Origin of the sequence: Methylophilus sp. 3sh_L (assembly GCF_046766015.1) — a bacterium.
Classification (GTDB): domain Bacteria; phylum Pseudomonadota; class Gammaproteobacteria; order Burkholderiales; family Methylophilaceae; genus Methylophilus.
Genome location: NZ_JBKOUF010000010.1, coordinates 1 through 25,220 on the forward strand (window position 1 = coordinate 1; position 25,220 = coordinate 25,220).

Here is a 25,220-nt window from a genome sequence, read left to right on the forward strand (position 1 = left end):
ACGGCGCAAGTACGTGACCCAGCGGGTAACGTCGGACCAAGCGGCAGTGATAAAGCAACAATAGATACAGTTGCGCCATCTAAACCGACCATCGACAATATCTATGATGACTTCGGTACAAACACAGGTTACGTGGCAAGTGGCGGTGTTGCTGATGATGCTACTCCAACACTGATTGGCCGCGCTGAAGCTGGCAGTACAGTAACTCTGTATGATGGGGCAACAAAAATTGGCACAGTAGTGGCAGACAAAGATGGCAACTGGACCTTTACGCCATCGACTGATATTGCTAAAGGTCTGCATAACTATACGGTGACTGCAACAGATAGCGTTGGCAATACAAGTGTGCCAAGTAATAACTACGCCTACACTTTGAATCAGTCACCAGTGTTTGTGACTTTAGATGGTAGTGCCACTGTGTCTGAAGACGGTTTGCCAAATGGTGTTCTGGATCCAGGCGAACCTTCAAACATTATTGCTTCTGGTGATTTGGGTATCTCTGATCCAAATGGTGATCTGCAGAGTGTGACATTGACTGCGCCAACTCAAACTTATACCTCTGGTGGTGTGGCAATTACCTGGACAGGTAACAACACCGGGACGTTGATTGGCTCTGCTAATGGTCAAGAAATCTTGCGTATATCGATTGATACCTCAGGCAAGTACGCTGTTAAGTTGTCTGGTCCGCTGGATCATCCTGCTCAAGGTGAAGATACGCTTGCATTGAAGTTTGGTGTAAACGCTAAAGACACCGATACAACGACCTCTGGTTCTATCACTGTCAATGTGGTTGATGATGCGCCAATTGCTACCAATCAGACGGTCACTGCGCAGGGCGACAAAGGGACAAACATTATGTTCACCATTGATGTCTCTGGCAGTATGGCGACATTGGATGGTGTCAATGGCACCTCACGTCTTGCTAGTGAAGTGAAGTCCATCAATACCTTGTTGGATCAATATGCTTCATTGGGCGGTGATGTCCGCGTCATGATCGTGACTTTCTCTGATGGCTATTATCAGAAAACACCGACTTGGGTAACGATTGATCAGGCTAAAAAGGAGCTTGCTTCCTTAAAAACGATATCGGGCACTAATTACGATGCGGCACTGGATGGCAGTAAAGCGGCATTCAACTCAGATGGCAAAATTCCTGGCGGACAGAACATTGGTTACTTCTTCTCTGATGGCGAGCCAAATAGTGGCCGTGAAGTAGGGGATAGCGATAGACAGGCATGGGAGGCCTTCCTGAAAGCCAATAACATCAATGAATATGCAATTGGTGTTGGTAGCAGTGTTTCTGCAACGCAGGTGGCTAACAGCATGAACCAGGTTGCGTACAATGGATCAACCAGCACCGATACAAATGCAATTCAGGTATCTAACTTTGCACAATTGGATGCTGTACTGAGCCAGACTGTACCAACCCCTGTTGTTGGCAGCTTGACCAGTGGTGGTGGCTTCGGCGCAGATGGTGGCTATGTCAAATCAGTCGAGATTGAGGGGACCACTTATACCTTTGATGCTAAAACTGGTTCAATTTCAGTCGCTGGGACGAATAATAGCTCTTACAATGCGACGACTCATCAGCTGACAGTGGTTACCAAAGCTGGTACGTTTGTTGTAGACATGGACGACGGTAAATATGCCTTCACTCCAGGTCAGACAAAAGTAACCCTCATCAACACCACTTTTGATGCTAATGGCAGTAGTCAGCAAACGCCAGTGCCTTTAGGCTGGTATACAGACAACAAGAGTGGCACGATCGAGATCATGCCAAGTACTACTTATGGCTTGTCTGCAAGTTACGGCAATGTGCTAGAGATTGAAAACTATAAGGGTGATGGCAACCTATACACCTATATCAATCCAACCAAAGATGCAGTGGTGACATTAAGCTTTGATTATGCGGCACGTGCTGGGCATACCTCAGGTACCGACTCTGCAATTCAAGTGATCGTTGATGGTAAAGTCATCGACACGGTTAATACCGGCAGCTTGAACATGAGTACCTTCTCATACAGCTTCACAGGGACTGGTAGCCAGATGCGCGTGGAGTTTAAATCAGTGGATACGAACAGTACCGGTGGTTTGCTTGATAACATTAAAATCACGACTTCAAGCACTACGCAGCCTGCAGACAGCACTAAAGTCACCTATACATTAAGTGACAAAGATGGTGATACTAGTACGGCTGATTTGACGCTAAATGTGGCGAAAAATAATACCTATACACCCACACCGCAAGTGGCTCCGGATGTATCGACTGCGGTTAGCGCAGCAGGCTTAATCACCTTGCCAGGCTTGTTGAATGTTGATTTGCTGGATTTCTCTAGCCGCCAGAGCTTCACTGCAAGTGATGCCAATAACAACATTACTAATGTCAACATTGCCTTCAATGCTGGGATTGGTGTGATCATCGGCTCTACACTGATGAGTTACTCACAAGTGGTGGCAAATGAGTTGGGCTTAAAAGTAAGCTATACAGAAAGTAGCGGCTTCCTTGGCTTAATCGGTGCAAATGGCAAACTGGTCATTACTGCTGCTGACGGCGGCACGATCGACAACCTTGCTCTGAATGAATTCCTGTCAACGGTGAAGGTGAATCCGCAGCTTCTTGGCGTCAATGTGTTGGAAAACTTTACGATCACTGCAACTGATAGTACTGGCCTGCAAGATAGCGCAAGTGCAAGCAATCTGCTCAATCTCAGCTTGTTGAGTAGCAATAACGCTACGCCAATTCTGGGTGGTGGTGCAGGTGATGACGTTGTTAATGGTACATCTGGCAATGACATTATCTACGGCTATGCTGGCAATGACACCTTGAATGGTGGCGATGGTAACGACATCCTGCGTGGTGGTGCTGGTAATGACACCTTGAACGGCGGTAATGGCAATGACATCCTGATCGGTGGTAAAGGTAACGATACCCTGACCGGCGGCGCGGGTGTGGATGTGTTCAAGTGGGATCAAGGCGATGATGGTGCTGCTGGATCTCCTGCACGTGACACAATCACAGACTTTAATAAAGCCGCGGTCAGCCAAGGTGGGGATGTGCTGGATATCCGTGATTTGTTGCAAGGTGAAAATCCAAGCAACCTGGTCAACTACATGCACTTTGAAAAATCAGGTAGCGATACCATCATTCATATCAGCTCGAATGGTGGTTTCGCGAATGATGCGCACAATGTTTCAGGTGCGTTCAATAGTGGCCAGGAAACCCAGACCATTGTGGTGGCCGGTGTCGATTTAACTAACGGTCAAACCAGCGATGCAGCGGTGATTGCAAACTTGCTGACACAGCAAAATATTGTTGTGGATCACTAATCGCAGCAGTATTGCTAATAGCAGTTCAAGAGCGACCCTTGTGGTCGCTCTTTTTTATTCAGCGTTTGGGTTTGATTAGGGCAATAAAAAGAGCGCTCAAGGAGCGCTCTTATCAAATGACCAACCTGGTTGTGTTATAACGACAGCATATCTACAAACGCATTCACTGCGGTGGCTTCGAGTTTTGCCTGGTCTTGGCACAAGGCCAAAATCTCGCTTTGTTTGGCGGCGTCAAAGCGGCGGGCCAGATTGACCTTGAATTTTTTCACCAGTTCCGGGATGCCTTCGCCACGGCGGCGGCGATGGCCAATCGGGTATTCAACGGCGATGTTGCTAGATTGCGTGCCATCCTTGAAGAAAATTTGTATGGCGTTGGCAATCGAGCGCTTTTCCGGATCAAGGTAATCACGCGTGTATTCAGTTTTCTCTACACAGGTCATTTTCTCACGCAAAGCATCAATCCGAGGATCAGCGGCCGCTTCATCCTCATAATCCAATGCGGTGAGGTTGCCTTTGAGCAAGCCAACGGCAGACATATATTGAATACAATGGTCACGGTCTGCCGGGTTGTTCATGGGACCGGTTTTATCAATGATACGGATCGCAGACTCATGGGTGGTGATAATGATCTTGTCGATGTTGGCAATGTCTTCCATGGTTTGCAGGCGGTTGCCAACCTCTTTGTTTAGCTGGAATGCACATTCCACTGCGGTTTGCGCATGAAACTCAGCCGGGAACGAGATTTTGAATAACACTTGTTCCATGACGTAGCTGCCATAGGGCCGCTGAAATTTAAAAGCATTGCCTTTAAACAAGACGTCATAAAAGCCCCAGGTCTTGGCTGTCAGTGCGCTTGGGTAGCCCATTTCGCCTTGCAAGGTCATCCAAGCCAGCCGCACTGCGCGTGAGGTGGCATCCCCAGCCGCCCACGATTTACGTGAACCGGTGTTCGGGCTATGGCGGTAGGTACGTAGGCTTTGGCCATCAACAAAGGCGTTAGAGACGGCATTGATAATATCTTGTTTATTGCCACCCAGCAGTTTTGTGACGACTGCGGTCGAGGCGATTTTCACCAGAATGACATGATCCAGACCGACACGGTTAAAACTGTTTTCCAAAGCCAGCACGCCTTGAATTTCATGCGCCTTGATCATGGCGGTTAATACATCTTTCATGGTCAGCGGTGCTTTGCCTTCGGCCACATTTTTGCGAGAGATGTAATCTGCAGAGGCTAAAATCCCGCCCAGGTTATCAGAAGGATGCCCCCATTCGGCTGCCAGCCAGGTATCGTTGAAGTCCAGCCAGCGGATCATGGCGCCAATATTGAAAGCGGCCAGGATAGGGTCCATCTGATAAGGGGTGCCGGGAACTTTGGCGCCATTCGGCACAACCGTACCGGCAATCACGGGGCCTAGTAATTTGGTACAGGCGGGATAATCCAGTGCCTCGAAACCACAGCCCAGCGTATCCATCAGGCAGTTGCGAGCGGTATCGTAAGCTTCATGAGAGTTGATTTCAAAATCTGCCACGTAGTTGGCGATATCTACAATGACTTGATCGGGATCAGGGCGGACGTTAGAAATATGAGCTGACATAAGAGATTCTTTCAAGTAAAAATTTAAGCCACAGAGGACGCGGAGAACACAGTGCCTAAAGCAGAGTTTTCTCTGCGCTCTCTGTGTCCTCTGTGGCTGAAGATGGTTAAGACTAACGGTTGTTTAAAGGCACAAATGCTCTGTTATCCGGGCCGTTATATTCGGCATTCGGGCGAATAATTTTGTTATCGATCCGCTGCTCGATGGCATGCGCAACCCAGCCTGTAGTGCGTGAAATCACAAAAATCGGCGTGAACATGCCAGTCGGGATGCCCATCATGTGATAGCTGGAGGCACTGTACCAATCCAGGTTAGGGAACATCTTTTTCTCGTTCCACATGATTGCTTCAATACGGGCCGAGATATCAAACAATTTCATATTGCCGGCATCTTCACAAAGGGATTTGCTTACGCCCTTGATGGATTCATTACGTGGATCGGCAATCGTGTACACCGGATGGCCAAAACCAATAATGATCTCTTTTCGCGCCATACGTGCCTTGATGTCAGCTTCTGCTTCATCTGGCGTTTGGTAACGTTCAATGATTTCCATCGCCGCTTCGTTGGCGCCCCCATGTTTGGGGCCACGTAGGGCACCAATCGCACCGGTGATGCAGGAATACAAATCTGACAAGGTGCCGGCAATGACGCGTGAGGTAAAGGTCGACGCATTAAATTCGTGTTCTGCATACAGGACCAGCGAAGTATTCATGGCCTTGATATGCAGCTGGGACGGCTTTTTACCATGCAGGATATGCAGGAAGTGAGCGGCAATCGAGTCATCATCTGTTTCGACCTCAATGCGGATGCCGCGGTGGCTAAAGTGGTACCAGTAAATCAGGATAGAGCCAAAGCAGGCAATCAGGCGGTCACCCAGGGCTTGTGCGCCGGCGGTATTGCGGTCGATGGCTTCCGGTTCCAGTGTCCCCAGCATGGAGCAGCCCGTGCGCATCACATCCATCGGGTGCGCATTGGCAGGAATCTGTTCCAGTACGGCTTTAAGTGCACTGGGCAGGCCGCGTAGCTTTTTGAGCTTTTGATGATAAGCGGTGAGTTGGTGTTGGGTGGGAAGTTCACCGTAAATCAGCAAATAAGCGACTTCTTCGAATGTGGCATGTTTAGCCAGTTCGATGATATCGTAACCGCGGTAATGCAAGTCATTACCGCTATGGCCCACGGTACAAATGGCCGTAGTGCCAGCTGCCACGCCAGCCAGTGCTACGCCTTTTTTGCGTTTGGGGGCGTCGGTGGCAGGTGTTGTGGGATCAGTGGTGGTGTTCATAAAAACCTCCTTAAATCACTCAATCTTGTCATACGAATCTATTTTTTATACAGCGCGTCTAGTTTCTGTTCAAAAGCGTGGTAGCCCAGGTGTTCATATAAATCAGCACGTGTTTGCATCAGGTCCAGCACATTTTTCTGTGTGCCATCTTTACGTACACCTTGATAGACCTTGAGCGCTGCCTGGTTCATGGCACGGAAAGCGGACAGTGGATACAACACCATGCCCACGCCAGCGGTGGCCAGTTCGTCTACCGTAAAGAGCGGTGTGGAGCCGAACTCGGTAATATTCGCCAGAACAGGGACTTTGACCGCATCCACGAACTGCTGGTACATGCCTAACTCCGTCATTGCCTCGGGGAAAATCATGTCGGCGCCTGCTTCAACACAGGCACAGGCGCGGTCGATGGCGGATTGCAAGCCCTCTACGGCCAGCGCATCGGTACGCGCCATGACGACAAAGTCATCGTAGGGTTTGGCATCTACTGCCGCTTTGACGCGGTCTACCATTTCATCCAGGCTGACAATTGCCTTGTTGGGGCGGTGCCCACAGCGTTTGGCACTGACCTGGTCTTCGATATGCACGGCGGCTGCGCCTGCCTTGGCGACACTTTTAATCGTGCGCGCAATGTTGAAAGCGCCGCCAAACCCGGTATCAATATCGACCAGCAAAGGCGTATCCACGGCATCGGTAATCCGGCGTATATCCACCAGTACATCTTCCAGGCCGGAAATGCCAAGATCGGGCAGGCCTAAAGAACCCGCCGCCACGCCGCCACCAGACAGGTAGATGGCTTTAAACCCGGATTGTGTGGCGAGCATGGCGTGGTAGGCATTGATAGCGCCTATGATTTGTAGCGGCTTTTCGATGACCAGTGCCGCGCGTAAACGTGCACCTGCTGTAGTGATTTGTTGCATATTAAACCTTTATCTTTAAGCCACAGAGAACACAGAGATCACAGAGAGATACATCAAACCGAATGAAAAATGTCTCAGATTTTCTCTGTTTGCTCAGTAAGCGCTGTGGCTAAGTATTAAAAGAACGCGTGTTCAGCATCTTCTGGCATGGCCACACCCGTTTGCTTGGCTTTTTGCAAGACCTCCCAGAAGTAGCGATAGGTGGCGCGGTCATGCAATTCACCTGCGTACTGAATCGGCCCCCAGTCAGCGGCCTGCGCGGCCAGTAAAATATTGGCCGCATCCGTCACTTCGTCATAGTTAGGCTTCATGGCGTCGACGATGGCCTGAATCTGGGTCGGATAAATGCTCCACATACGCATAAAACCAAATTCGTTGCGCGCGCGGGAGGCATCGCTAAAGGTCACTTCCACATTTTTGAGATCCAGCGTCACGTTATGGGCGGGCACCACACCATTGGCCAGCGCGGCAGAAACCACTTCTGTTTTGGCGCGCGCCAGCAAGCGATGATCAAACTGGCCAGGGCTACGCATGGCGCTGGCCGGAATCGCACCGTGGTGGGCACTGACAAAGTCCATCAGGCCAAAGTCCAACACTTGTAACCAGGGAAGTTGTGCAATTTCATGAACCTGACGCAGCGCGCCATGGGTTTCAATCAGGATATGTACCGGGATTTCACGGCGGATGCCATGTTGTTTGGCCACAGCCTGGATGTAGCTGATCATTTCACGCGCTTGCGCAATATCGGTACATTTGGGAATGGTGAGGTAACTTAGCACTTCACCGGCCCCACCGACCAGAATGTCGATATCCTTTTTCCAATGCGGATGGGTGTAGTCGTGAATGCGTGCCCCGGCCATTTTATATTTGTTGGCGTCAGAATTAAGGACACGCACAATCATCTCGGCATGCGCCTGTTCCTGCCCGCTGGCGGCGCCATCTTCACAGTCGCAGGTGATATCAAACACAGGACCCACAGCATTGGGATTGGCCGGATCTTGTAAGGATAAGGCTTTCAGGATCAGTTTTTCACTGCCGGCAAAGTGCTCACAAGCCGGGATCACCGGAAAGGGTTTTTCGCCACCAAAGAGCGCCTGGTTGGGATGAACGGCCATGGTTAGTTTCCTTTTCGTGGAATTAAAACGGTGTAATCGAGGTCGAGCACCACATTCGGGTGGTAGCCCTGGGTGGTCTTGATGTTTTCAACATGATCCGGCGGGATATTCTTCAGGCCGATCATGCGTAATCTGAGTGCCCCCAGTTGTGGATGGGGGAGGGTCCATTGATCCAACACTTCTGTCATGCAGTAAATCGTGTCGCCTGCATAACTTGGATTGGCATGGGTGCCAGCATTAATCGCCGCGATGGATAAGGCATTTTCCAAGCCCTCATAGCTCAATGCGCGGCAGGCGGATATCACCACGCCGCCATACACCAGGCGCTGTCCCTGCGGGGTGGATTGCATCATATGTGCATCAAAATGCAGCCTGGCGTTATTCTGGTAAAGGTGGGTTGCCAGCGTGTGGTCGCTGTCGTTGATCGTGAGCCCGGAAGGGTGGCGCAATCGCTCACCCACGGCATAGTCTTCCCAGAAATAGTGGCCGCCAGTGGCGACGGCAATTTCCTGATGCACATTAAACGGTGCAGGCAGGCGCAGATTCTCGGCTGCGACAAATGCCGGTAATTCGGGGATCACCGTTTCCGGGGCTGGCGCCTCCAGGTTTTTCTTGTGTACCATCACCCAGCGTACCCAGCTTAAAACCGTCTGCTGGTCTTGATTGACCGAGGTTGAGCGCACCCAAACCACGCCATTTTTGCCACTGGAGTTTTGCTTGAGACCAATTACTTCGCTGGAGGTGGTCAAGGTATCACCCACAAATACTGGCTGGATAAAACGCACATCGGCGTAGCCGAGGTTAGCCACAGCATTCACGGAGATATCCGGCACGGTTTTGCCAAATGCAATATGAAAGGCAAGCAAGTCATCAATCGGCATCTGCGCGTAACCTAAGGACAAGGCAAATGGCGCGCTGCAATGCAGCGGGTTGCGTGCGCCTGTCAAGGCGAGATACAGCGCGGTGTCGCCGCTGGTGATGGTGCGGGGCGTCGCATGCTGGATGACTTCACCCAGCTGGAAGTCTTCAAAAAAACGCCCGGCGTTGATTTTGCCTGTCATGTTGATTCCTTAAATGAATTCTTCTTCTAGCTCTGCAATCGCTTCTGATAACTTGATGAGTCGTTGCGCAGCTTTAATATGGTGGTGTTCCACCAGTTTGTCGTTGACCACGACCGTCCCTTTACCACCTTCGTTGGCCTCTTTCAGGGCTTTAATGATCAATCTTGCATGTTCGACCTCAGACCTTTGCGGGGTATAGGCATCATTGCAATAAGCAATCTGTGCCGGATGCACCAATGACTTGCCATCCATGCCAATGTCGCGCCCCAGGCGGCAGGCATATTCAAATGAATGCATGTTTTTAAAATCAGATGTAATGCCGTCAATCACCCCTTTGCCATAAGCACGCGCTGCCAGAATGACCAGCGATAAAGAGGTGAGAATGGCTGAACGCTCGTGTGTCACGCGCGCATGCAGTTGTGAAATCAGGTCGGAGGTGGCCATCACCATACAGATCACACGCTCGGAAGCGGCTGCAATTTCCTTGGCATTGAGCACTGCCAGCGGGCTTTCTATCATCACCATCATGGGCACATCCTTGCCGCCAGCATCGTCCAGCAATTGTTGCGCCTGTAATACGTCCTCGCGTGACTCAATATTCGGGAACAAAATGGCATCGGCACCAATGTTCGCCACCGCCTTGATATCGTCATGGCCCCAAATGGAGTGTAAGTCATTCACGCGTACCACCACTTCACGCTTGCCATAACCGCCTTGCTTGACGGCATTGACTACGTTTTCCCGGGATTGCACTTTGACATCCACCAGAATCGGGTCGCCCAAATCCAAAATGACGGAGTCGGCCGCCAATGTGCGCGCGCGCTCTAAATAATGCTGATTGCAGCCTGGGACATATAGCATCGAGCGTCGTGGTCTGAGTGCATATGACATGGGTTTTCCTTTATTGCAGCTTGATTTGAATTCATTATTCATCAATAAAAAAACTCTGTCAACAAATATCTTATGTCTTATATAAGATATAAAATAGTAGACAATAAAAATGTGCTGTGATATAAATTGAATAACTAATTTTTTGGCGTCTTTAGATGCCGGTAAGCGTGGAGTCAAAACATGGATAAACAGGTCGGTTCACCCAGTTATAGACCGTTATATGACCAGATTAAGGTGTTGATTACTCAGAGCCTGATTGGCGGGGAGTGGCGCCCAGGTGACATGATTCCTAGCGAGATTGACCTGGCGCAGCGTTATAAAGTAAGTCAGGGCACCGTGCGCAAGGCGATAGATAGTTTGGCGACTGAAAATATTCTGATCCGCCGCCAAGGCAAGGGCACATTTGTCGCGACCCACAACCAGGATGATGTGAAGTTGCGCTTTTTGCGCCTCACCGCTGAAAACGGCCAAAAGGAAATGTTGCAGAATGAGTTTCTCTCCTGCATTAAAAGCAAGGCCAGTGTGCATATTGGCAAGGTGCTCGAAATGAAGGCGGGCGCCACCACTATAGAGGTCAAACGCTTGCTGACTTTTTCCGGTCGCCCGTTGATCTATGACCATATTATGGTGCCTGCTGCGCCATTCAAGGGCCTGAATCGTGCCAAGGTAGAAGAAAGTAACGGTTCTATGTACAGCATGTATGAGTCACAGTTTGGGATCCGCATGATCCGTGCGGAAGAGCGGATCAAAGCGGTGGCGGCAGATGCGGAAGTGGCGAAAGCCCTGGGGTTGAAAGAAGGCTATCCGTTGCTGAGTATCGAGCGTGTGTCGTTTACCTATGGCGATAAACCGATGGAATGGCGGTTGGGCTTGTGTCTGACGGACGATCACCACTACATGAGCGAATTGGAGTGATTGAAAAATCTTCATTAGCGGCGTTGAGTTTCGCTTGCCGGGCTACTTGCACTATCTTCGCTCATTCGCCTTGCTACTGAAATTCTTGAATCGTTCTGAATAAAGGGAATGACTTTGAAAACACATTTTCGCGTTGTTGGACTTCGTTTGCCGTACTGATTGTACTGTCTACGCTTGTCCGCCTAGCCAAAATGCATTTTGAAAAGTCTTGGTCGAAGTTAAAGCTGTCGCAATAAAGAAAAAGAGGTTGAAGAATGGACGATTTAAAACAGCGCGCACTGGATTACCACCAGTTTCCCAAACCGGGAAAGCTGAGCGTGGAGTCGTCCAAGCCTTGTGCGACGCAGCAGGATTTGTCGCTGGCCTACACGCCCGGCGTGGCAGCGCCAGTGCTAGAAATTGAGGCGGATCCGGCCAATGCTTATAAATATACCAACAAGGGTAATTTGGTGGCGGTGATTACTGATGGGACTGCGGTGCTCGGATTAGGCAACGTCGGGGCATTGGCGGGCAAGCCGGTGATGGAAGGCAAAGGGGTATTGTTTAAACGCTTTGCCGATATTGATGTATTTGACATTGAAGTCAATGCCGCAACGCCAGACGAATTTATCCAAACTGTGGTGAACATTGCGCCCACCTTTGGCGGCATTAATCTGGAAGATATTGCTGCACCACACTGTTTTTATATTGAAAATGAATTGAAAAAACGCCTGGATATCCCGGTATTCCATGATGACCAGCATGGGACAGCCGTGATTGTCGCGGCCGCCTTGTTGAACGCGCTTGATCTCCAAGGCAAAACGTTGCCCCGCGCCAAAATTTTGTTTTTAGGCGCGGGTGCGGCGGGTTGTTCTTGTGCCAAGTTGCTCAAGTTGATGGGCGCCACCGATATCACCATGGTCGACCGCAAAGGTGTGTTGGATCTTGCCCGTGATGACTTACATGACAATAACCGTGAGCTGGCAATTCAAGTAGGTCCCATCAAAACCTTGGCAGATGCTATGCAAGGGGCCGATGTCTTTATCGGTGTATCAGCTAAAAATGGCTTGCCAGCCGAGCTGGTCGGCAGCATGGCAGCCAAACCGGTGATTTTTGCACTGGCCAATCCAGATCCTGAGATCTTGCCGAGCCAGGTTTTTGCCGTGCGTGATGACGTCATCATGGCGACTGGCCGCAGTGATTTCCCTAACCAGGTCAATAACGCCTTGTGTTTCCCTTATTTGTTCCGCGGCGCGCTGGATGCGCAGGCTAAACAGATTACCGAGCAGATGAAAGTGGCGGCGGCCAAAGCCCTTAGCCAATTGGCGCGCGAGCCCGTGCCGCAACAGGTGTTGGAAGCGTATCAGTTGACCGCATTGACGTTTGGCAAAGACTACATTATTCCCAAACCGTTTGATCCACGCTTAATGGCGTATGTGGGTGGGGCGGTGGCGCGTGCTGCCAAGGTGGGCGAGTAGCAATGATTGTAAAAAAACAGAAAAAACAGCGGCCGAAGAACCTGGATTTATTCACGATCCGGTTGCCGGTCAATGCGGTGGTGTCGATTATGCATCGGGCCAGCGGCGTGGCGCTGTTTTTAATTCAGCCGCTGTTGTTATGGGCGCTGTTTCTGTCACTGTCCAGCCCAGCGGGTTATGCACGTGTGGCCAGCCAATTGCAGGCCTGGCCTGTGAAGTTGTTGGTCACGGCGTTAGCCTGGGCATTCTTTCACCATTTTTATGCGGGTATCCGTCATTTGGCGATGGATGTGCATTGGATGACGACGCTGCAAAAAGCAAGGTTCTCCAGCCGGGTCGTGCTGGGCTTAGTTGCCTTCACCATGTTGTGGGTATTGTGGGCCATTTGGGGGTAAGTTTAGCATGATATTCGAACTGCTTACTGCGAAATACCCGGGCATGCGCCGCTGGCTCACCCAGCGTCTGTGCGCCTTATCGATGGCGTTGGTGCTGCTTTTGTTCTGGATTCGGTTGTCGGTGTTGTCACCGCAAAATCATCATGACTGGGTGGCTGTGTTTTCCCCTTGGTGGTGGCGGGTACTGACCTTGTGGTTTTTTATCTGCATGTTGTTGCATGCCTGGCTTGGGGTGCGGGATGTGCTGCGGGACTATGTGCCGCACCTGAAAGCACGTGCTCTCCTGCAAGGGTTGGTGGATCTGGCGGTGTGGGGCAATGCACTCGCAGTACTGTGGATTTTATTTGGAATACATTTTTAGGGTGGTGGCATGGCAGATTCTCAAATGACAAGTGCAAGCAAATTACAGCATCACCAGGTTGATGCCGTCATTATCGGCGGTGGCGGTGCTGGCTTGCGTGCTGCATTGCAACTGGCGGAATCCGGCGCAGACGTCGCCGTGCTGTCTAAAGTGTTTCCAACCCGGTCACACACGGTGGCCGCTCAAGGGGGGATTGCCGCGGCCCTGGGTAATGTGTCGGACGACAACTGGTTGTGGCACATGTATGACACCATCAAAGGCTCTGATTATCTGGGCGACCAGGATGCCATTGAGTTTATGTGCCGCAATGCCGCCAAGGCCATTATTGAGCTTGAACACTTTGGTATGCCGTTTGACCGTTTGGAAAATGGCCGCATCTTTCAGCGCCCGTTTGGCGGCATGACCCGCAATTTTGGCGAGCAAGCCATTTCACGCACCTGTGCGGTGGCTGACCGTACCGGCCATGCCATGTTGCATACGTTGTACCAACGTAACGTCAAAGCCAATACCCAATTCCTGATTGAATGGTTTGCACTGGATTTGATCCGTGATAGCGATGGGGATGTGCTGGGCGTGATCGCGCTCGAAATCGAAACCGGCGACATTCATGTCATTCATGCCAAAGCCACCATGCTGGCCACGGGTGGCGGTGGCCGCATCTTCCAGGCCAGTACCAATGCCTATATCAATACGGGGGATGGCTTGGGCATGGCCGCGCGTGCGGGGCTGCCCTTGCAAGATATGGAGTTCTGGCAGTTTCACCCGACCGGCGTGCTGAATGCCGGGGTCTTGATTACCGAAGGGGTCCGCGGCGAAGGCGGTTATCTGGTCAATAGCGAGGGCGAGCGTTTTATGGAGCGCTATGCGCCCACCGCCAAAGACCTGGCCAGCCGTGATGTGGTGTCACGTGCCATGGCGACTGAGATTAAAGATGGCCGTGGCGTTGGCAAGCACAAAGACGCGGTGTACCTCAAGCTCGACCATTTAGGGGAGGACATCATCAGCAAACGTTTGCCTGGGATTCGCGAGATTGCCAAAACCTTTGCCGGTGTCGACCCGACCAATGCGCCGATTCCCGTCGTCCCCACCGCGCATTACATGATGGGAGGCGTGCCCACCAACTTGGATGGCCAGGTAGTAGTGCATGACGGTCAGTCTGAACAGGTGGTGAATGGGTTGTATGCGGTGGGCGAGTGTGCCTGCGTCTCGGTGCATGGTGCCAATCGCCTGGGCTCTAACTCCTTGCTCGACCTGGTGGTGTTTGGTAAAGCGGCAGGCGACAAAATGGCTGCTGATATTGCGGCCAGCAAGGCACACAAACCCCTGCCGGCAAATGTGGCTGAGGCGACCTTGGCGCGTGTGAACCGCCTTGAAAACGGTGCTGGCGAGAAGGTGGCTGAGGTTGGTTTGTCCATGCGCCAAACCATGCAAAAACATTGCGGGGTATTCCGTTTTCCTGATTTGTTGGCGGGCGGCGTAGAAGCCATTCAGCAGGTCGCCCAGCGCGCCCAGCAATTAAGAATTACGGATAAAAGCAAAGTGTTTAATACCGCCAGGGTTGAAGCCCTGGAGCTGGATAATTTGATGGAGGTTGCGCTGGCGACCATGCAAGCGGCCAACGCACGCCAGGAAAGCCGCGGGGCTCATGCGCGCGAAGATTATCCAGAGCGTGATGACACCCATTGGCTTAGCCATTCGCTGTATTTTGCCAATGAACAAAAGCTGGTTTATAAGCCGGTGCGCCTTAAACCATTGACTGTAGAACCATTCGAGTTGAAGAAAAGGGTGTATTGATATGCGCTTCTCTATTTACCGGTTTAATCCCGACGTAGACAAAAAACCCTATATGCAGGACTACGAAGTCCAGCTGGAAGACAGTGATCAGATGTTATTGGACGCCTTGATGCGGATTAAAGAGCTGGACGAAACGCTCAGTATGCGTAAGTCCTGCCGTGAAGGGGTCTGTGGCAGTGACGCCATGAATATCAATGGCAAGAACGGCCTCGCCTGCATTACCAAACTGAGTGACCTGCAAGAGCCTGTGGTATTGCGGCCCATGCCTGGTTTGCCGGTGATCCGCGACCTGGTGGTGGATATGACGCAGTTCTTTGATAACTACCACTCGGTGATGCCCTATTTGCAAAACCATGATGCGCCGCCTGAAACCGAGCGCCTGCAAAGCCCAGAAGACCGCGCCAAGCTCGATGGCTTGTATGAATGTATTTTGTGCGGGGCGTGTACCACTTCTTGCCCCAGCTTCTGGTGGAACCCGGACAAGTTTGTCGGTCCGGCTGGGTTGATGCAGGCCTACCGCTTTATTGCCGACAGCCGTGATCAGGAGCAGGACGCTCGGCTGGAGAATCTGGAAGACCCTTACCGTTTGTATCGTTGCCACAACATTATGAACTGTACCGATGTCTGCCCGAAAAAACTCAATCCAAACGCGGCGATTGCCGCTATTAAAGACCTCAAGATCGAAAAAGCTAAGGCGCATCAGGACAGCAAGCCAGGCAAGAAAATCTTTGGGATCAAAGTGTTATAGGGGGGTGCCATGCTGAATGCTGAAATTTTACGTGACGCCGAACAGCGGCGACTGACCTGGCGTTGCCGCCGCGGCATGCTGGAACTCGATATCGTGTTGCAACGCTTTGTCAGTGAGCAATTTGGCAGCCTGACACTGGCAGAAATGGAGCAACTGGATGCCTTGCTGGAACTGCCAGATAACGTGTTTTGGGACTTGATTCAGGGCGTAAAAGCCCCGACCGGTGACCTTAAACCAACGGCAGCCCTTCTTCAAAAATTGAGTGCGAGCCGACCCACGGCAGAACAGGAAACCAGATGAGTCAGCATATGGGAGAAGAGCCAATTGCACTGGACGCCAGTGCGTTGGGAGATTACTGGCCGGGCATACAGCTGTATTACCCACCGGTCAAGTATGCACCCAGCCTTGGTATTTATGAGGATATGGAGCAGGCAGCCAACCGCATGGTCAAGCATGCGCACTTTACCAATGCGCATACGCTGATTTTTGACTTGGAAGACGGCTGTCGGCAAAAAGAAATGAGCCGTACCTTGCTGCGCCAGGAGTTACCCAAACTGCGCAAGGTCAATGAGCGCGTCACCATTGCTATCCGTGCCAACTCCTTCCGTACCGATGAGTACGAAGAAGACATGAAACTGGTGCGTGATATGGGCGAGTTCATTGACGTTGTCATGCTGGCCAAGGCAGGCGAGTCTTATGGTGCCGCTGAGGTACGTGACCTGTCCAGCTTTTTGCTGAGTATCAACCCGCAGATCACCATACAGCCGATTATCGAACACCCGAAATCGCTCAAGATTGCGCCAGAACTGATGCAATACGACACCGTGAAACATGTGGTGTTTGGTATTCATGACTTCTCCAAAGCACTGGGGATTCATATCACGCCCGAGCACTGGATTGAAGAGTTGTTTTACTTTATCAACCAGTTGATTTTTGAAGCCAGGATCGCCGGTAAAGGCGTCATCGGCGGCGTGGAAACCCTGATTGGTAGCAATATCATGCCGGACAAATTTGTCGAGCCGCACGACGTGCGCCGCTGGCTGGATTTGCATGGCGATAACGAGTCGCGTGTGGTGTACAAGCACGCCTGCCAGGAAGCGGCCATGGGCCTGACCGGCAAGCAGGTCATTCACCCTGGCCATATTCATCTGTGTAAAACCGCTTATACGCCGTCACCGACTGAAATCAACCAGAAAGTGTCGATTTTGAAAGCGGCCATTGAAGCCGATGCCTTGCTGGGTGGCGCAATCAAGTTCGAGGGCGAGATGCTGGATCCGCCGATGTTTGGGAAAGCGTTGCAAACGCTGCTGAGGGCCCATGCCTTGCGCGCGCTTAAGGTCAGCGATATGGAGTTTGCCTTGCATGTATTGCAGTTGATGCCGGCGCAAGTGGTAAGACAAAACTGGCCCTACGGCATCTTATTATGAAAATTTATCTTTGCTTTTAATACGTTGTTGCGCGGTACTAGAAATCCTCATGTACGTTCAGTACATTCCGGTTTCTGCGTTCCGGGCGCCTAGTCTTAAAAGCAAATCTGAAATTTTTGGCACGTTTGTTCCAAAAGAACAAATGCAAATTCAACCATTTACCCATGGTTGAAATAAAGAATGAAAGGTTTGAACATGACACAGTTAGCCCCTTATCCACAATGGCAATGGGACATCCCTGAGTTTTTCAATATCGGGGTGGCTTGTAGTGACCGCCACTTGGGGAGTCCCCAAGCCGATGAAATTGCCATGATTGTGGAAGACGACACGTTTGGCACCAGTACTATTACCTTTACTGAATTAGCTGCCAGGACAGACGGTTTTGCGCAGGTGTTGCGTGGATTAGCTGTCAACCCCGGCGATAGGGTGTTGATTCGCCTGCCTAACAGCCTGGATTACCCGACGGCTTTTCTTGGCACCATGAAAACCGGGGCGATTTCCGTGCCGACCTCTACATTGTTGACGGCCGAAGAAGTGGCGTATCTGGCTAAGGATTCCGGCGCGGTCGTGCTGGTGACCGACGCGGCTGCCTGGCAGGCGATGTCTGCCAAAATGCAGCAGAATATCGCGCACACTCCAAATCTTAAACACGTGTTGCTGACTCAATTGTCTGGGGCAGTCACGCCAGTGGATGGGTTGAATGTGTTGTCACTGGAAGCTGCCCTGGCGAATGTGACCGATGCTGAGCCCGCCTATGCCACGCGGGCAGAAGATCCGGCATACCTGGTGTATACCTCAGGCACTACGGGTTACCCTAAAGGCGTGCTGCATGCGCACCGTGCTTTGTTGGGCCGCCAGCCAGCGGCAAAATACTGGTTTAATTATAGTGACAGCATGCAAGACCGCATCATGCATTCCGGTAAGTTTAACTGGACCTATGTGCTGGGTACTGGCCTGATGGATCCGTTATACCTGGGTAAAACCGTGATTGTGCATGAGGGCAAAAACGATGCGCAGAAATGGCTGGATTTGATCGCCAAACACAAAGCCACCATCTTTATTGGTGTGCCGACCATTTACCGCCAGTTGCTGCAAAAAACCACGGCCGCCCAAGCAGATATCCCCAGTGTGCGCCATTTTATGAGCGCGGGTGAACATTTGTCTGACGAAGTGTTGACGCAATGGCGCGAGCGTTTTGGATTGGATATTTATGAAGCGGTGGGGATGAGTGAGTTTTCTTATTACCTGTCACAAAGTGTCTACCGGCCGATCCGCGCGGGTTCTGCCGGTTTTCCGCAACCTGGTCATCAGATTGTGTTGCTCAATCCAGATACCCGTGAACCTGTGACCGAAGGCGAGGAGGGCATGATCAGTGTGCCAGATAATGATCCTGGCTTATTCCTCAATTACTGGAACTTGCCGGAAGAGACCAGCAAATACAAGCATGATGGCTATTTCTTTACCGGCGACTACGCCAAATATGATGCCGATGGCTATCTCTGGTTTTTGGGCCGCAAAGATGACATTATCAAGAGCTTTGGCTACCGCGTGTCACCTTATGAAATCGAGCGTGTCTACAAAGGCCATCCCGCCGTGGCCGATTGCGCAGCCGTGGGCGAAGAGATTGAAAAAGACAAACTGCTGGTGGTGATTTATGTGATTCCAAAGCCGGATGCCGAGATTGCGCCAGAAGAGTTGATGAGTTTCGGAAAACAGCATTTGGCGGCATACAAGGCGCCGAAAACCGTCTACCTGGCTAAGGAGTTTCCACGCACTAAAAATGGTAAAATCTTGCGTAAAGATGTCAGCCCTGCCATTGCTTACCAGAAAAGCAATGCGCGCTAAAACGCCCGCCTGAAAGACCCAAAACATGGCCGTGATTAAAACCCAAGACTTTATTGAGAGCATTGCAGATGCCTTGCAATATATCTCCTACTATCATCCGGAAGATTATATCCAGGCGCTGGCGGCGGCTTATGCCCGTGAGGAATCGGCAGCGGCCAAAGATGCGATTGCGCAGATTTTGACCAACTCACGCATGTGTGCAGAAGGCAAACGGCCGCTCTGTCAGGATACCGGCATTGTGGTGGCGTTTATCAAGGTCGGTATGCATGCAAGGTTTGAAGGCGACATGACGCTGGAAGCCATGGTCAATGAAGGTGTGCGCCGCGCGTACCTGCATCCCGACAATACCCTGCGGGCTTCCATCGTCAACGATCCGGCCGGGGCGCGCAAAAATACCAAAGATAATACGCCAGCGATTACCCATGTCGAAATGGTGGCGGGCGACAAGGTCGAAGTGCAAGTCGCGGCCAAGGGGGGCGGCTCCGAGAATAAATCCAAACTGGCGATGTTAAACCCCAATGAAAGCATCGTAGACTGGGTATTGGAAGTGGTCCCCGAAATGGGGGCTGGCTGGTGTCCGCCAGGCATGCTGGGCATCGGCATCGGCGGCAGCGCTGAAAAAGCCATGTTGTTAGCTAAAGAGTCACTGATGGCGCCGATTGATATTCAGGCGCTACAGGCGAGAGGCCCGCAAAACCGCATTGAAGAATTGCGGCTGGAGTTGTATGAGAAGGTTAATCGCCTGGGCATTGGAGCCCAGGGCCTGGGCGGCTTGACCACAGTGCTGGATGTTAAAATCCTTGACTACCCCACACATGCGGCCAGTTTGCCAGTGGCGATTATCCCCAACTGTGCTGCCACGCGCCATGTACACTTTACGTTGGATGGTTCAGGGGTGGCCGTACTGACACCGCCCCGGCCCGAGGTTTATCCAGATGTGCACTGGGCGCCAAGTCCACAGGCCAAGCGCGTCAATCTGGATACCGTGACGCGGGAAGAAACGCAGCGCTGGCAAACCGGGGACACCCTGTTACTGACTGGCAAGATTCTGACCGGCCGCGATGCGGCGCATAAACGGATACAAACCATGCTGGCCAAAGGCGAGCCCTTGCCAGTCGATTTCACCAATAAGTTTATCTACTATGTTGGCCCGGTGGACGCCGTACGGGATGAGGCGGTAGGCCCAGCCGGCCCGACCACGGCAACACGTATGGATAGCTATACGGATATGATGCTCAATACTGGTTTACTGGGCTCTATAGGTAAGGCCGAACGCGGTGAAGAAGCACTGGTCGAGATTGCCAAACACAAATCTGTCTACCTGATGGCCGTTGGCGGGGCAGCTTACCTGGTGAGCAAAGCCATCAAACACGCACGCGTGCTGGCCTTTGCGGATTTGGGCATGGAAGCCATTTACGAGTTTGAGGTGGAAAATATGCCGGTCACGGTGGCGGTCAGCGCCGATGGGGATTCTGCCCACAAGAGTGGCCCAGCGTTATGGCAAAAGAAGATCGCTTTAAAAGCGATTTAGTGTGCTTTCAATCACAGAACCTGCGCACGATTTGTTAAACACTACGTCTTACAACTAAGAGCCAGATGGGGGTGAGTATGATAAAAGCTTTAAATGCAAATAGAGCAAAGCGTACGGTGACAGCGAAGGTTAAAGTTGTGACTGCGCTGGGTTTGTTGACCGGCCTGGTGCTGACTGTTGCCAGTCAAGCGCGGGCAGAGTCGGCACTGGAATATTTTACCGACAGTACTGGTCAATATGCCGGCCCGAGTTTAGAAGACCAGGTGGTCTTGATGGACAGTGACCACAATGGCTTTGCTGATGTGTTTGAAGTCCGTGCGTATCTTGAAAAGCAGCATGGCAAAGGCTACCAGAAAGAATTACTGGATAAATGGGAGTCCTCGGCAAGTGGTAAAAGTTGCAGTACGCCGTTTGCCAAGCAACTCTACGGAGACAGTACGCGCTGACAGCATTCACAGTGTTGTTTTGATGCTGACAAAGGCTGTCATTTTGATCAATTGCCAGAATGTTACAAGCAGTTAACATTCTGGCGCAGGGAGTGCATTATAATCAAATCAAAAGAATGCCTCGCGGCCTGTGGTTAACATTGGCCCATTCCCCGACTTTCGTTTTATTGTCCAAGTTTGTTTTATTGCCCAAATTTGATTTATTAATAGAGCCTACACATCATGTTACAAGCATACGACACCCACGTGAAAGAGCGCGCTGCGCAAAAACTTCCTCCCTTACCACTCAACGCTGAACAAGTTGCCGCCCTGGTCGAATTGTTAAAATCGCCGCCTGCCGGGCAAGAAGCCTTGTTGGTCAACTTGCTTGAAAACCGTATCCCCGCTGGTGTAGACCAGGCGGCATATGTGAAAGCCGCTTTTTTGGCGGATGTGGCCAACGGTAAAGCCAGCTCGCCCTTGGTGAGTGCAGAAAAAGCGGTTGAACTGCTAGGGACCATGTTGGGCGGCTATAACGTACAGGCATTGGTGGCGTTGCTTGACACGCCCATGGCTGCACATGCGGTCAAAGCCTTATCGACCACCATCCTGATGTTTGATGCCTTCCACGATGTGGATGCCAAAATGAAGGCTGGTAACACGCATGCCAAAGCCTTGATGCAAGCCTGGGCAGAGGCACAATGGTTTACCAGCAAGCCCGCGCTTAAAGAAGAGATCAAAGTAGTGGTGTTCAAGCTGGATGGTGAAACCAATACCGACGACTTGAGTCCGGCACAAGATGCCTGGAGCCGTCCCGATATCCCGTTGCATGCCAAGGCCATGCTGGTTAACCGCATGTCTGATGGCCTCAAAGTGATTGAGGGGCTCAAGCAAAAAGGCCTGCCTTTGGCCTATGTCGGCGATGTGGTGGGGACAGGGTCTTCACGTAAATCTGCCATCAACTCCGTGCAATGGTGGATGGGCGACGATATTCCGTTTATCCCGAACAAACGCACGGGCGGCGTAGTGATTGGCAGCAAGATTGCGCCTATTTTCTTTAACACAGCCGAAGACTCTGGTGCCTTGCCGATTCAGTGTGACGTTTCCAAACTCAATACAGGCGATGTGATTGTCATCAAACCGTTTGAAGGCAAAGTGTTGTCTGAGGTCGGTGAGGTGCTCGCTACCTTTGAAATGAACCCGGTAACGCTGGCGGACGAAGTTCGCGCGGGGGGGCGCATTCCGCTGATTATTGGCCGGGGCTTAACTTCAAATGCGCGCAAAGCGCTAGGCTTGGGTGAATCCGATCTCTTTATTAAATCTGTGCCTGCCAAAGATACCGGCAAGGGATATACGCTGGCACAAAAAATGGTGGGCCGTGCCTGTGGTTTGCCAGAAGGGGTAGGCGTGCGCCCTGGCACCTATTGCGAGCCAAAAGCCACCACGGTTGGGTCCCAAGATACCACTGGCGGCATGACGCGTGATGAGCTGAAAGAACTGGCTTGCCTAGGCTTCAGTGCTGATCTGGTGATGCAGAGCTTCTGCCACACCGCGGCCTATCCAAAGCCAGTCGATATTAAATTGCAACATGAGCTGCCAGAGTTTATGTCCAGCCGTGGCGGCGTCAGCTTGCGCGCTGGCGATGGGGTGATCCACTCCTGGCTCAACCGCATGATTCTGCCCGATACCGTGGGTACCGGGGGGGATTCGCATACCCGCTTCCCGATCGGCATCAGCTTCCCGGCCGGCTCAGGTCTGGTGGCGTTTGCGGCAGCAACTGGCGCCATGCCGCTGGATATGCCTGAGTCGGTCTTGGTGCGCTTTAAGGGCGAAATGCAGCCTGGCATTACGCTGCGCGACCTGGTGAATGCGATTCCCTATGCCGCCATCCAGGAAGGCACATTGACCGTAGGCAAACAAGGCAAGAAAAACGTATTTAACGGCCGTGTGCTTGAAATTGAGGGCTTGCCAGATCTCAAAGTTGAGCAGGCATTTGAGCTGGCGGATGCCTCGGCAGAGCGTTCCGCTAACGGTTGCACGGTGCTGCTGAACAAAGAGCCGGTGATTGAATTCCTCAATTCCAATATCGTGCTGATGCAGAACATGATCGAAAACGGTTATGCGGATGCACGCACGCTGGAGCGCCGCATTGCCAGCATGAAGGCCTGGCTGGAGAAACCGGAGCTGTTGCAGCCTGACAGTGATGCCGAGTACGCACACGTCATCGAGATTGACCTCAACGAAATCAAAGAGCCATTGGTGGCCTGCCCGAATGACCCGGATGACATCAAACCCCTGTCTGCCGTGGTAGGTGACAAGATTGATGAAGTGTTTATCGGTAGCTGCATGACTAATATTGGCCATTACCGTGCCGCAGGCAAGGTGCTTGAAGGCGCAGGCGGTATCCCAACCCGCTTGTGGATCGCACCACCCACCCGCATGGACGAAGCACAGCTGCGCGCGGAAGGAGTCTACTCCACCTTTGGCGTGGCAGGGGCGCGTACCGAAGTGCCAGGCTGTTCACTGTGCATGGGTAACCAGGCACGCGTGGCAGACAAGGCAACCGTGTTCTCGACGTCTACCCGTAACTTTGATAACCGCATGGGCAAAGATGCACGCGTGTATCTGGGCTCTGCCGAGTTGGCGGCAGTATGCGCCAAGCTGGGCCGCATGCCGACCATGCAGGAGTATATGGACACCTTGGGGAGCAAGCTGACCAATACGGCCGAGATTTATAAATACCTTAACTTCAACCAGATGACGCAATATGCAGCTTCATTGGAGAACAGCAAGAAAATTATTCCGATTAAAGAAACTGCATAAAAGCGTTAATCGCGAAGAGTCACTCAGGGGGCGTTAGTCCCCTTTCTTTTTGCCTGTTTGCGTGTTGATGCCCACCCGCTTTTAGCGGTTGTTGTTTTTCAAGGTGCACATTTGCTTGCAACTGTAAAAGCGGTCATGGTGACCTTCCATGGTGGTTTGTTTTGATTATGATGTATTGGCTGTGAGCAATGATGGCTGGGGCTGTTACAGCCATCCATTGGTGAAACAGATTGCCAATATCCAAGGAGAAACCCATGAAATCGTGCGAACAAACTCTGCCTTACCTGCCTCAACAACGCTTGCTTGCCCATGATTACGGCCAGGTATATTGCCGTTATGATGAAAAATCACAAGCACTTTGGTCGTATCTTTCTCAACCACAACGCATCCCATGCATTAATCAGTCCTTGTTGCATGACCTCTATGCCCATCATACGGATATCGAACTGAGTGACGGCTATGTACAAACCGGACCTGGCCAGACCTTGCCGATCCGATATTCCGTTTTTGCCTCGGCGACACCCGGCTATTTCAATATGGGGGGAGATTTGCAGAAAATGGCAGCGGCCATCCGGCAGCAAGATAGGGCGCAGCTGCAAGCCTATGCCAAGCTCAGTATCGACGTGGTGGCGCAACGGGCTTTCCGGTTCCAGCTACCGAATGTCACCAAAATATCGCTTCTGCAAGGGGAGGTATTGGGGGCAGGGATAGAAGCGGCCTTAACCAGTGATGTGTTGATCGCAGAGCGGCAAGCTGTGTTTTGCTTTCCAGAGCTGTTCTTTAATATGATTCCTGGCATGGGGGCGTACAGCCTGATTGCGCGTAAAGCTGGCATGGCCGTTGCCGACAAGATGATCATGGGCTGTGAGCGCTATACGGCTGAAGAGTGCCTGCAAATGGGGCTGATTGATATTGTCGTCGAAACCGGGGAGGGGGAAGAGGCCGTGCGTACCTTTATTGATAAGAATAACAAACACGCCGCCGGCTTTTTATCCGCGCAAAAAGCCAAGGAGAAAATTCACCCACTCACTTACGATGAGTTGCTGGCGATTGTGCAAATTTGGGTGGATAATGCCCTGCAGCTCACTGAGCGCGACCTCAAGGTGATGGACCGTTTTTACCGTGCGCAGTCACGGCTGTTTCCAGCAGTGGATGAGAGGCAAATACAGGCTTTGCAGCAAGATCAACTGAACGACTCTATCCAGGAAGATGCGTTTACAGTAGCGCTTGACCGTGTTGTGAACCAATAGGAGTGGCCTTGATCGGTAAGGATGCCCGGCGGTTTTCAGGGCAATGAAGCGCGTGATTGCC

At 51.7% G+C, this 25,220-nt stretch carries 20 protein-coding genes; 14 read left to right on the plus strand and 6 right to left on the minus strand.

Annotation, left to right across the window (positions count from 1 at the left end):
• Window positions 1-3,327, plus strand: a 3,327-nt coding sequence (locus ACIDF8_RS14385; protein ID WP_412011304.1) for a type I secretion C-terminal target domain-containing protein, incomplete at its 5' end; no start/stop codon positions are given.
• A 134-nt stretch (window positions 3,328-3,461) separates the two neighbouring features.
• On the opposite strand, the gene ACIDF8_RS14390 is transcribed toward ACIDF8_RS14385, so the two are convergent.
• From ACIDF8_RS14390 to ACIDF8_RS14415, 6 genes are all read right to left on the minus strand, one after another.
• Window positions 3,462-4,922 (minus strand): bifunctional 2-methylcitrate dehydratase/aconitate hydratase, encoded by a 1,461-nt coding sequence (locus tag ACIDF8_RS14390; RefSeq protein WP_412011305.1) that lies wholly within the window; start codon window positions 4,920-4,922, stop codon window positions 3,462-3,464.
• Window positions 4,923-5,034: 112 nt separating this feature from the next.
• Window positions 5,035-6,204 carry a bifunctional 2-methylcitrate synthase/citrate synthase gene (gene prpC / locus ACIDF8_RS14395; RefSeq protein WP_412011306.1) on the minus strand — a complete coding sequence of 390 codons (1,170 nt, stop codon included), beginning with the start codon at window positions 6,202-6,204 and terminating at the stop codon, window positions 5,035-5,037.
• A 38-nt stretch (window positions 6,205-6,242) separates the two neighbouring features.
• The gene (gene prpB / locus ACIDF8_RS14400; RefSeq protein ID WP_412011307.1) at window positions 6,243-7,121 is read right to left on the minus strand and encodes a methylisocitrate lyase; all 879 of its coding nucleotides are present in this window, start codon (window positions 7,119-7,121) and stop codon (window positions 6,243-6,245) included.
• Window positions 7,122-7,237: 116 nt separating this feature from the next.
• Window positions 7,238-8,236, minus strand: a complete 999-nt coding sequence (locus tag ACIDF8_RS14405) for an HpcH/HpaI aldolase/citrate lyase family protein (RefSeq protein ID WP_412011308.1) — start codon at window positions 8,234-8,236, stop codon at window positions 7,238-7,240.
• A 2-nt stretch (window positions 8,237-8,238) separates the two neighbouring features.
• On the minus strand, window positions 8,239-9,297 hold the full coding sequence (locus tag ACIDF8_RS14410) for a MaoC family dehydratase (RefSeq protein ID WP_412011309.1): 1,059 nt from the start codon (window positions 9,295-9,297) through the stop codon (window positions 8,239-8,241).
• Window positions 9,298-9,306: 9 nt separating this feature from the next.
• Entirely contained in the window at window positions 9,307-10,188 is an 882-nt protein-coding gene (locus ACIDF8_RS14415) for an HpcH/HpaI aldolase/citrate lyase family protein (RefSeq protein ID WP_194746978.1), read from the minus strand.
• Window positions 10,189-10,368: 180 nt separating this feature from the next.
• On the opposite strand from ACIDF8_RS14415, the gene ACIDF8_RS14420 reads away from it, so the two are divergent.
• The 13 genes from ACIDF8_RS14420 (at window position 10,369) to ACIDF8_RS14480 (ending at window position 25,159) form a co-directional block, all read left to right on the plus strand.
• Window positions 10,369-11,103: a GntR family transcriptional regulator gene (locus ACIDF8_RS14420; protein ID WP_412011310.1), complete on the plus strand. Its 735-nt coding sequence runs from the start codon at window positions 10,369-10,371 to the stop codon at window positions 11,101-11,103.
• A 254-nt stretch (window positions 11,104-11,357) separates the two neighbouring features.
• Complete coding sequence (locus ACIDF8_RS14425) at window positions 11,358-12,560, plus strand: malic enzyme-like NAD(P)-binding protein (protein WP_412011311.1); 1,203 nt, start codon at window positions 11,358-11,360, stop codon at window positions 12,558-12,560.
• A gap of 2 nt (window positions 12,561-12,562) precedes the next feature.
• Window positions 12,563-12,955 (plus strand): succinate dehydrogenase, cytochrome b556 subunit, encoded by a 393-nt coding sequence (sdhC, locus tag ACIDF8_RS14430; protein WP_412011312.1) that lies wholly within the window; start codon window positions 12,563-12,565, stop codon window positions 12,953-12,955.
• A gap of 7 nt (window positions 12,956-12,962) precedes the next feature.
• Entirely contained in the window at window positions 12,963-13,316 is a 354-nt protein-coding gene (gene sdhD / locus ACIDF8_RS14435; protein WP_412011313.1) for a succinate dehydrogenase, hydrophobic membrane anchor protein, read from the plus strand.
• A gap of 9 nt (window positions 13,317-13,325) precedes the next feature.
• Entirely contained in the window at window positions 13,326-15,110 is a 1,785-nt protein-coding gene (gene sdhA / locus ACIDF8_RS14440; RefSeq protein WP_412011314.1) for a succinate dehydrogenase flavoprotein subunit, read from the plus strand.
• Between the two features lies 1 nt (window position 15,111).
• Complete coding sequence (locus tag ACIDF8_RS14445; protein WP_412011315.1) at window positions 15,112-15,858, plus strand: succinate dehydrogenase iron-sulfur subunit; 747 nt, start codon at window positions 15,112-15,114, stop codon at window positions 15,856-15,858.
• 9 nt (window positions 15,859-15,867) lie between these two features.
• Complete coding sequence (locus ACIDF8_RS14450) at window positions 15,868-16,158, plus strand: succinate dehydrogenase assembly factor 2 (RefSeq protein ID WP_412011316.1); 291 nt, start codon at window positions 15,868-15,870, stop codon at window positions 16,156-16,158.
• Window positions 16,155-17,285: an HpcH/HpaI aldolase/citrate lyase family protein gene (locus ACIDF8_RS14455; RefSeq protein ID WP_412011317.1), complete on the plus strand. Its 1,131-nt coding sequence runs from the start codon at window positions 16,155-16,157 to the stop codon at window positions 17,283-17,285. Before ACIDF8_RS14450 ends, ACIDF8_RS14455 begins: the two co-directional genes overlap by 4 nt.
• Before the next feature lie 195 nt (window positions 17,286-17,480).
• On the plus strand, window positions 17,481-19,130 hold the full coding sequence (locus ACIDF8_RS14460) for an acyl-CoA synthetase (RefSeq protein WP_412011318.1): 1,650 nt from the start codon (window positions 17,481-17,483) through the stop codon (window positions 19,128-19,130).
• 25 nt (window positions 19,131-19,155) lie between these two features.
• Complete coding sequence (locus ACIDF8_RS14465) at window positions 19,156-20,661, plus strand: fumarate hydratase (RefSeq protein WP_412011319.1); 1,506 nt, start codon at window positions 19,156-19,158, stop codon at window positions 20,659-20,661.
• A 77-nt stretch (window positions 20,662-20,738) separates the two neighbouring features.
• Entirely contained in the window at window positions 20,739-21,107 is a 369-nt protein-coding gene (locus ACIDF8_RS14470) for a hypothetical protein (protein WP_412011320.1), read from the plus strand.
• A 222-nt stretch (window positions 21,108-21,329) separates the two neighbouring features.
• Window positions 21,330-23,909, plus strand: coding sequence for a bifunctional aconitate hydratase 2/2-methylisocitrate dehydratase (gene acnB / locus ACIDF8_RS14475; protein WP_412011321.1), 2,580 nt, complete (start codon window positions 21,330-21,332; stop codon window positions 23,907-23,909).
• A 254-nt stretch (window positions 23,910-24,163) separates the two neighbouring features.
• Window positions 24,164-25,159: a crotonase/enoyl-CoA hydratase family protein gene (locus tag ACIDF8_RS14480; RefSeq protein WP_412011322.1), complete on the plus strand. Its 996-nt coding sequence runs from the start codon at window positions 24,164-24,166 to the stop codon at window positions 25,157-25,159.
• Window positions 25,160-25,220 lie beyond the last annotated feature (61 nt).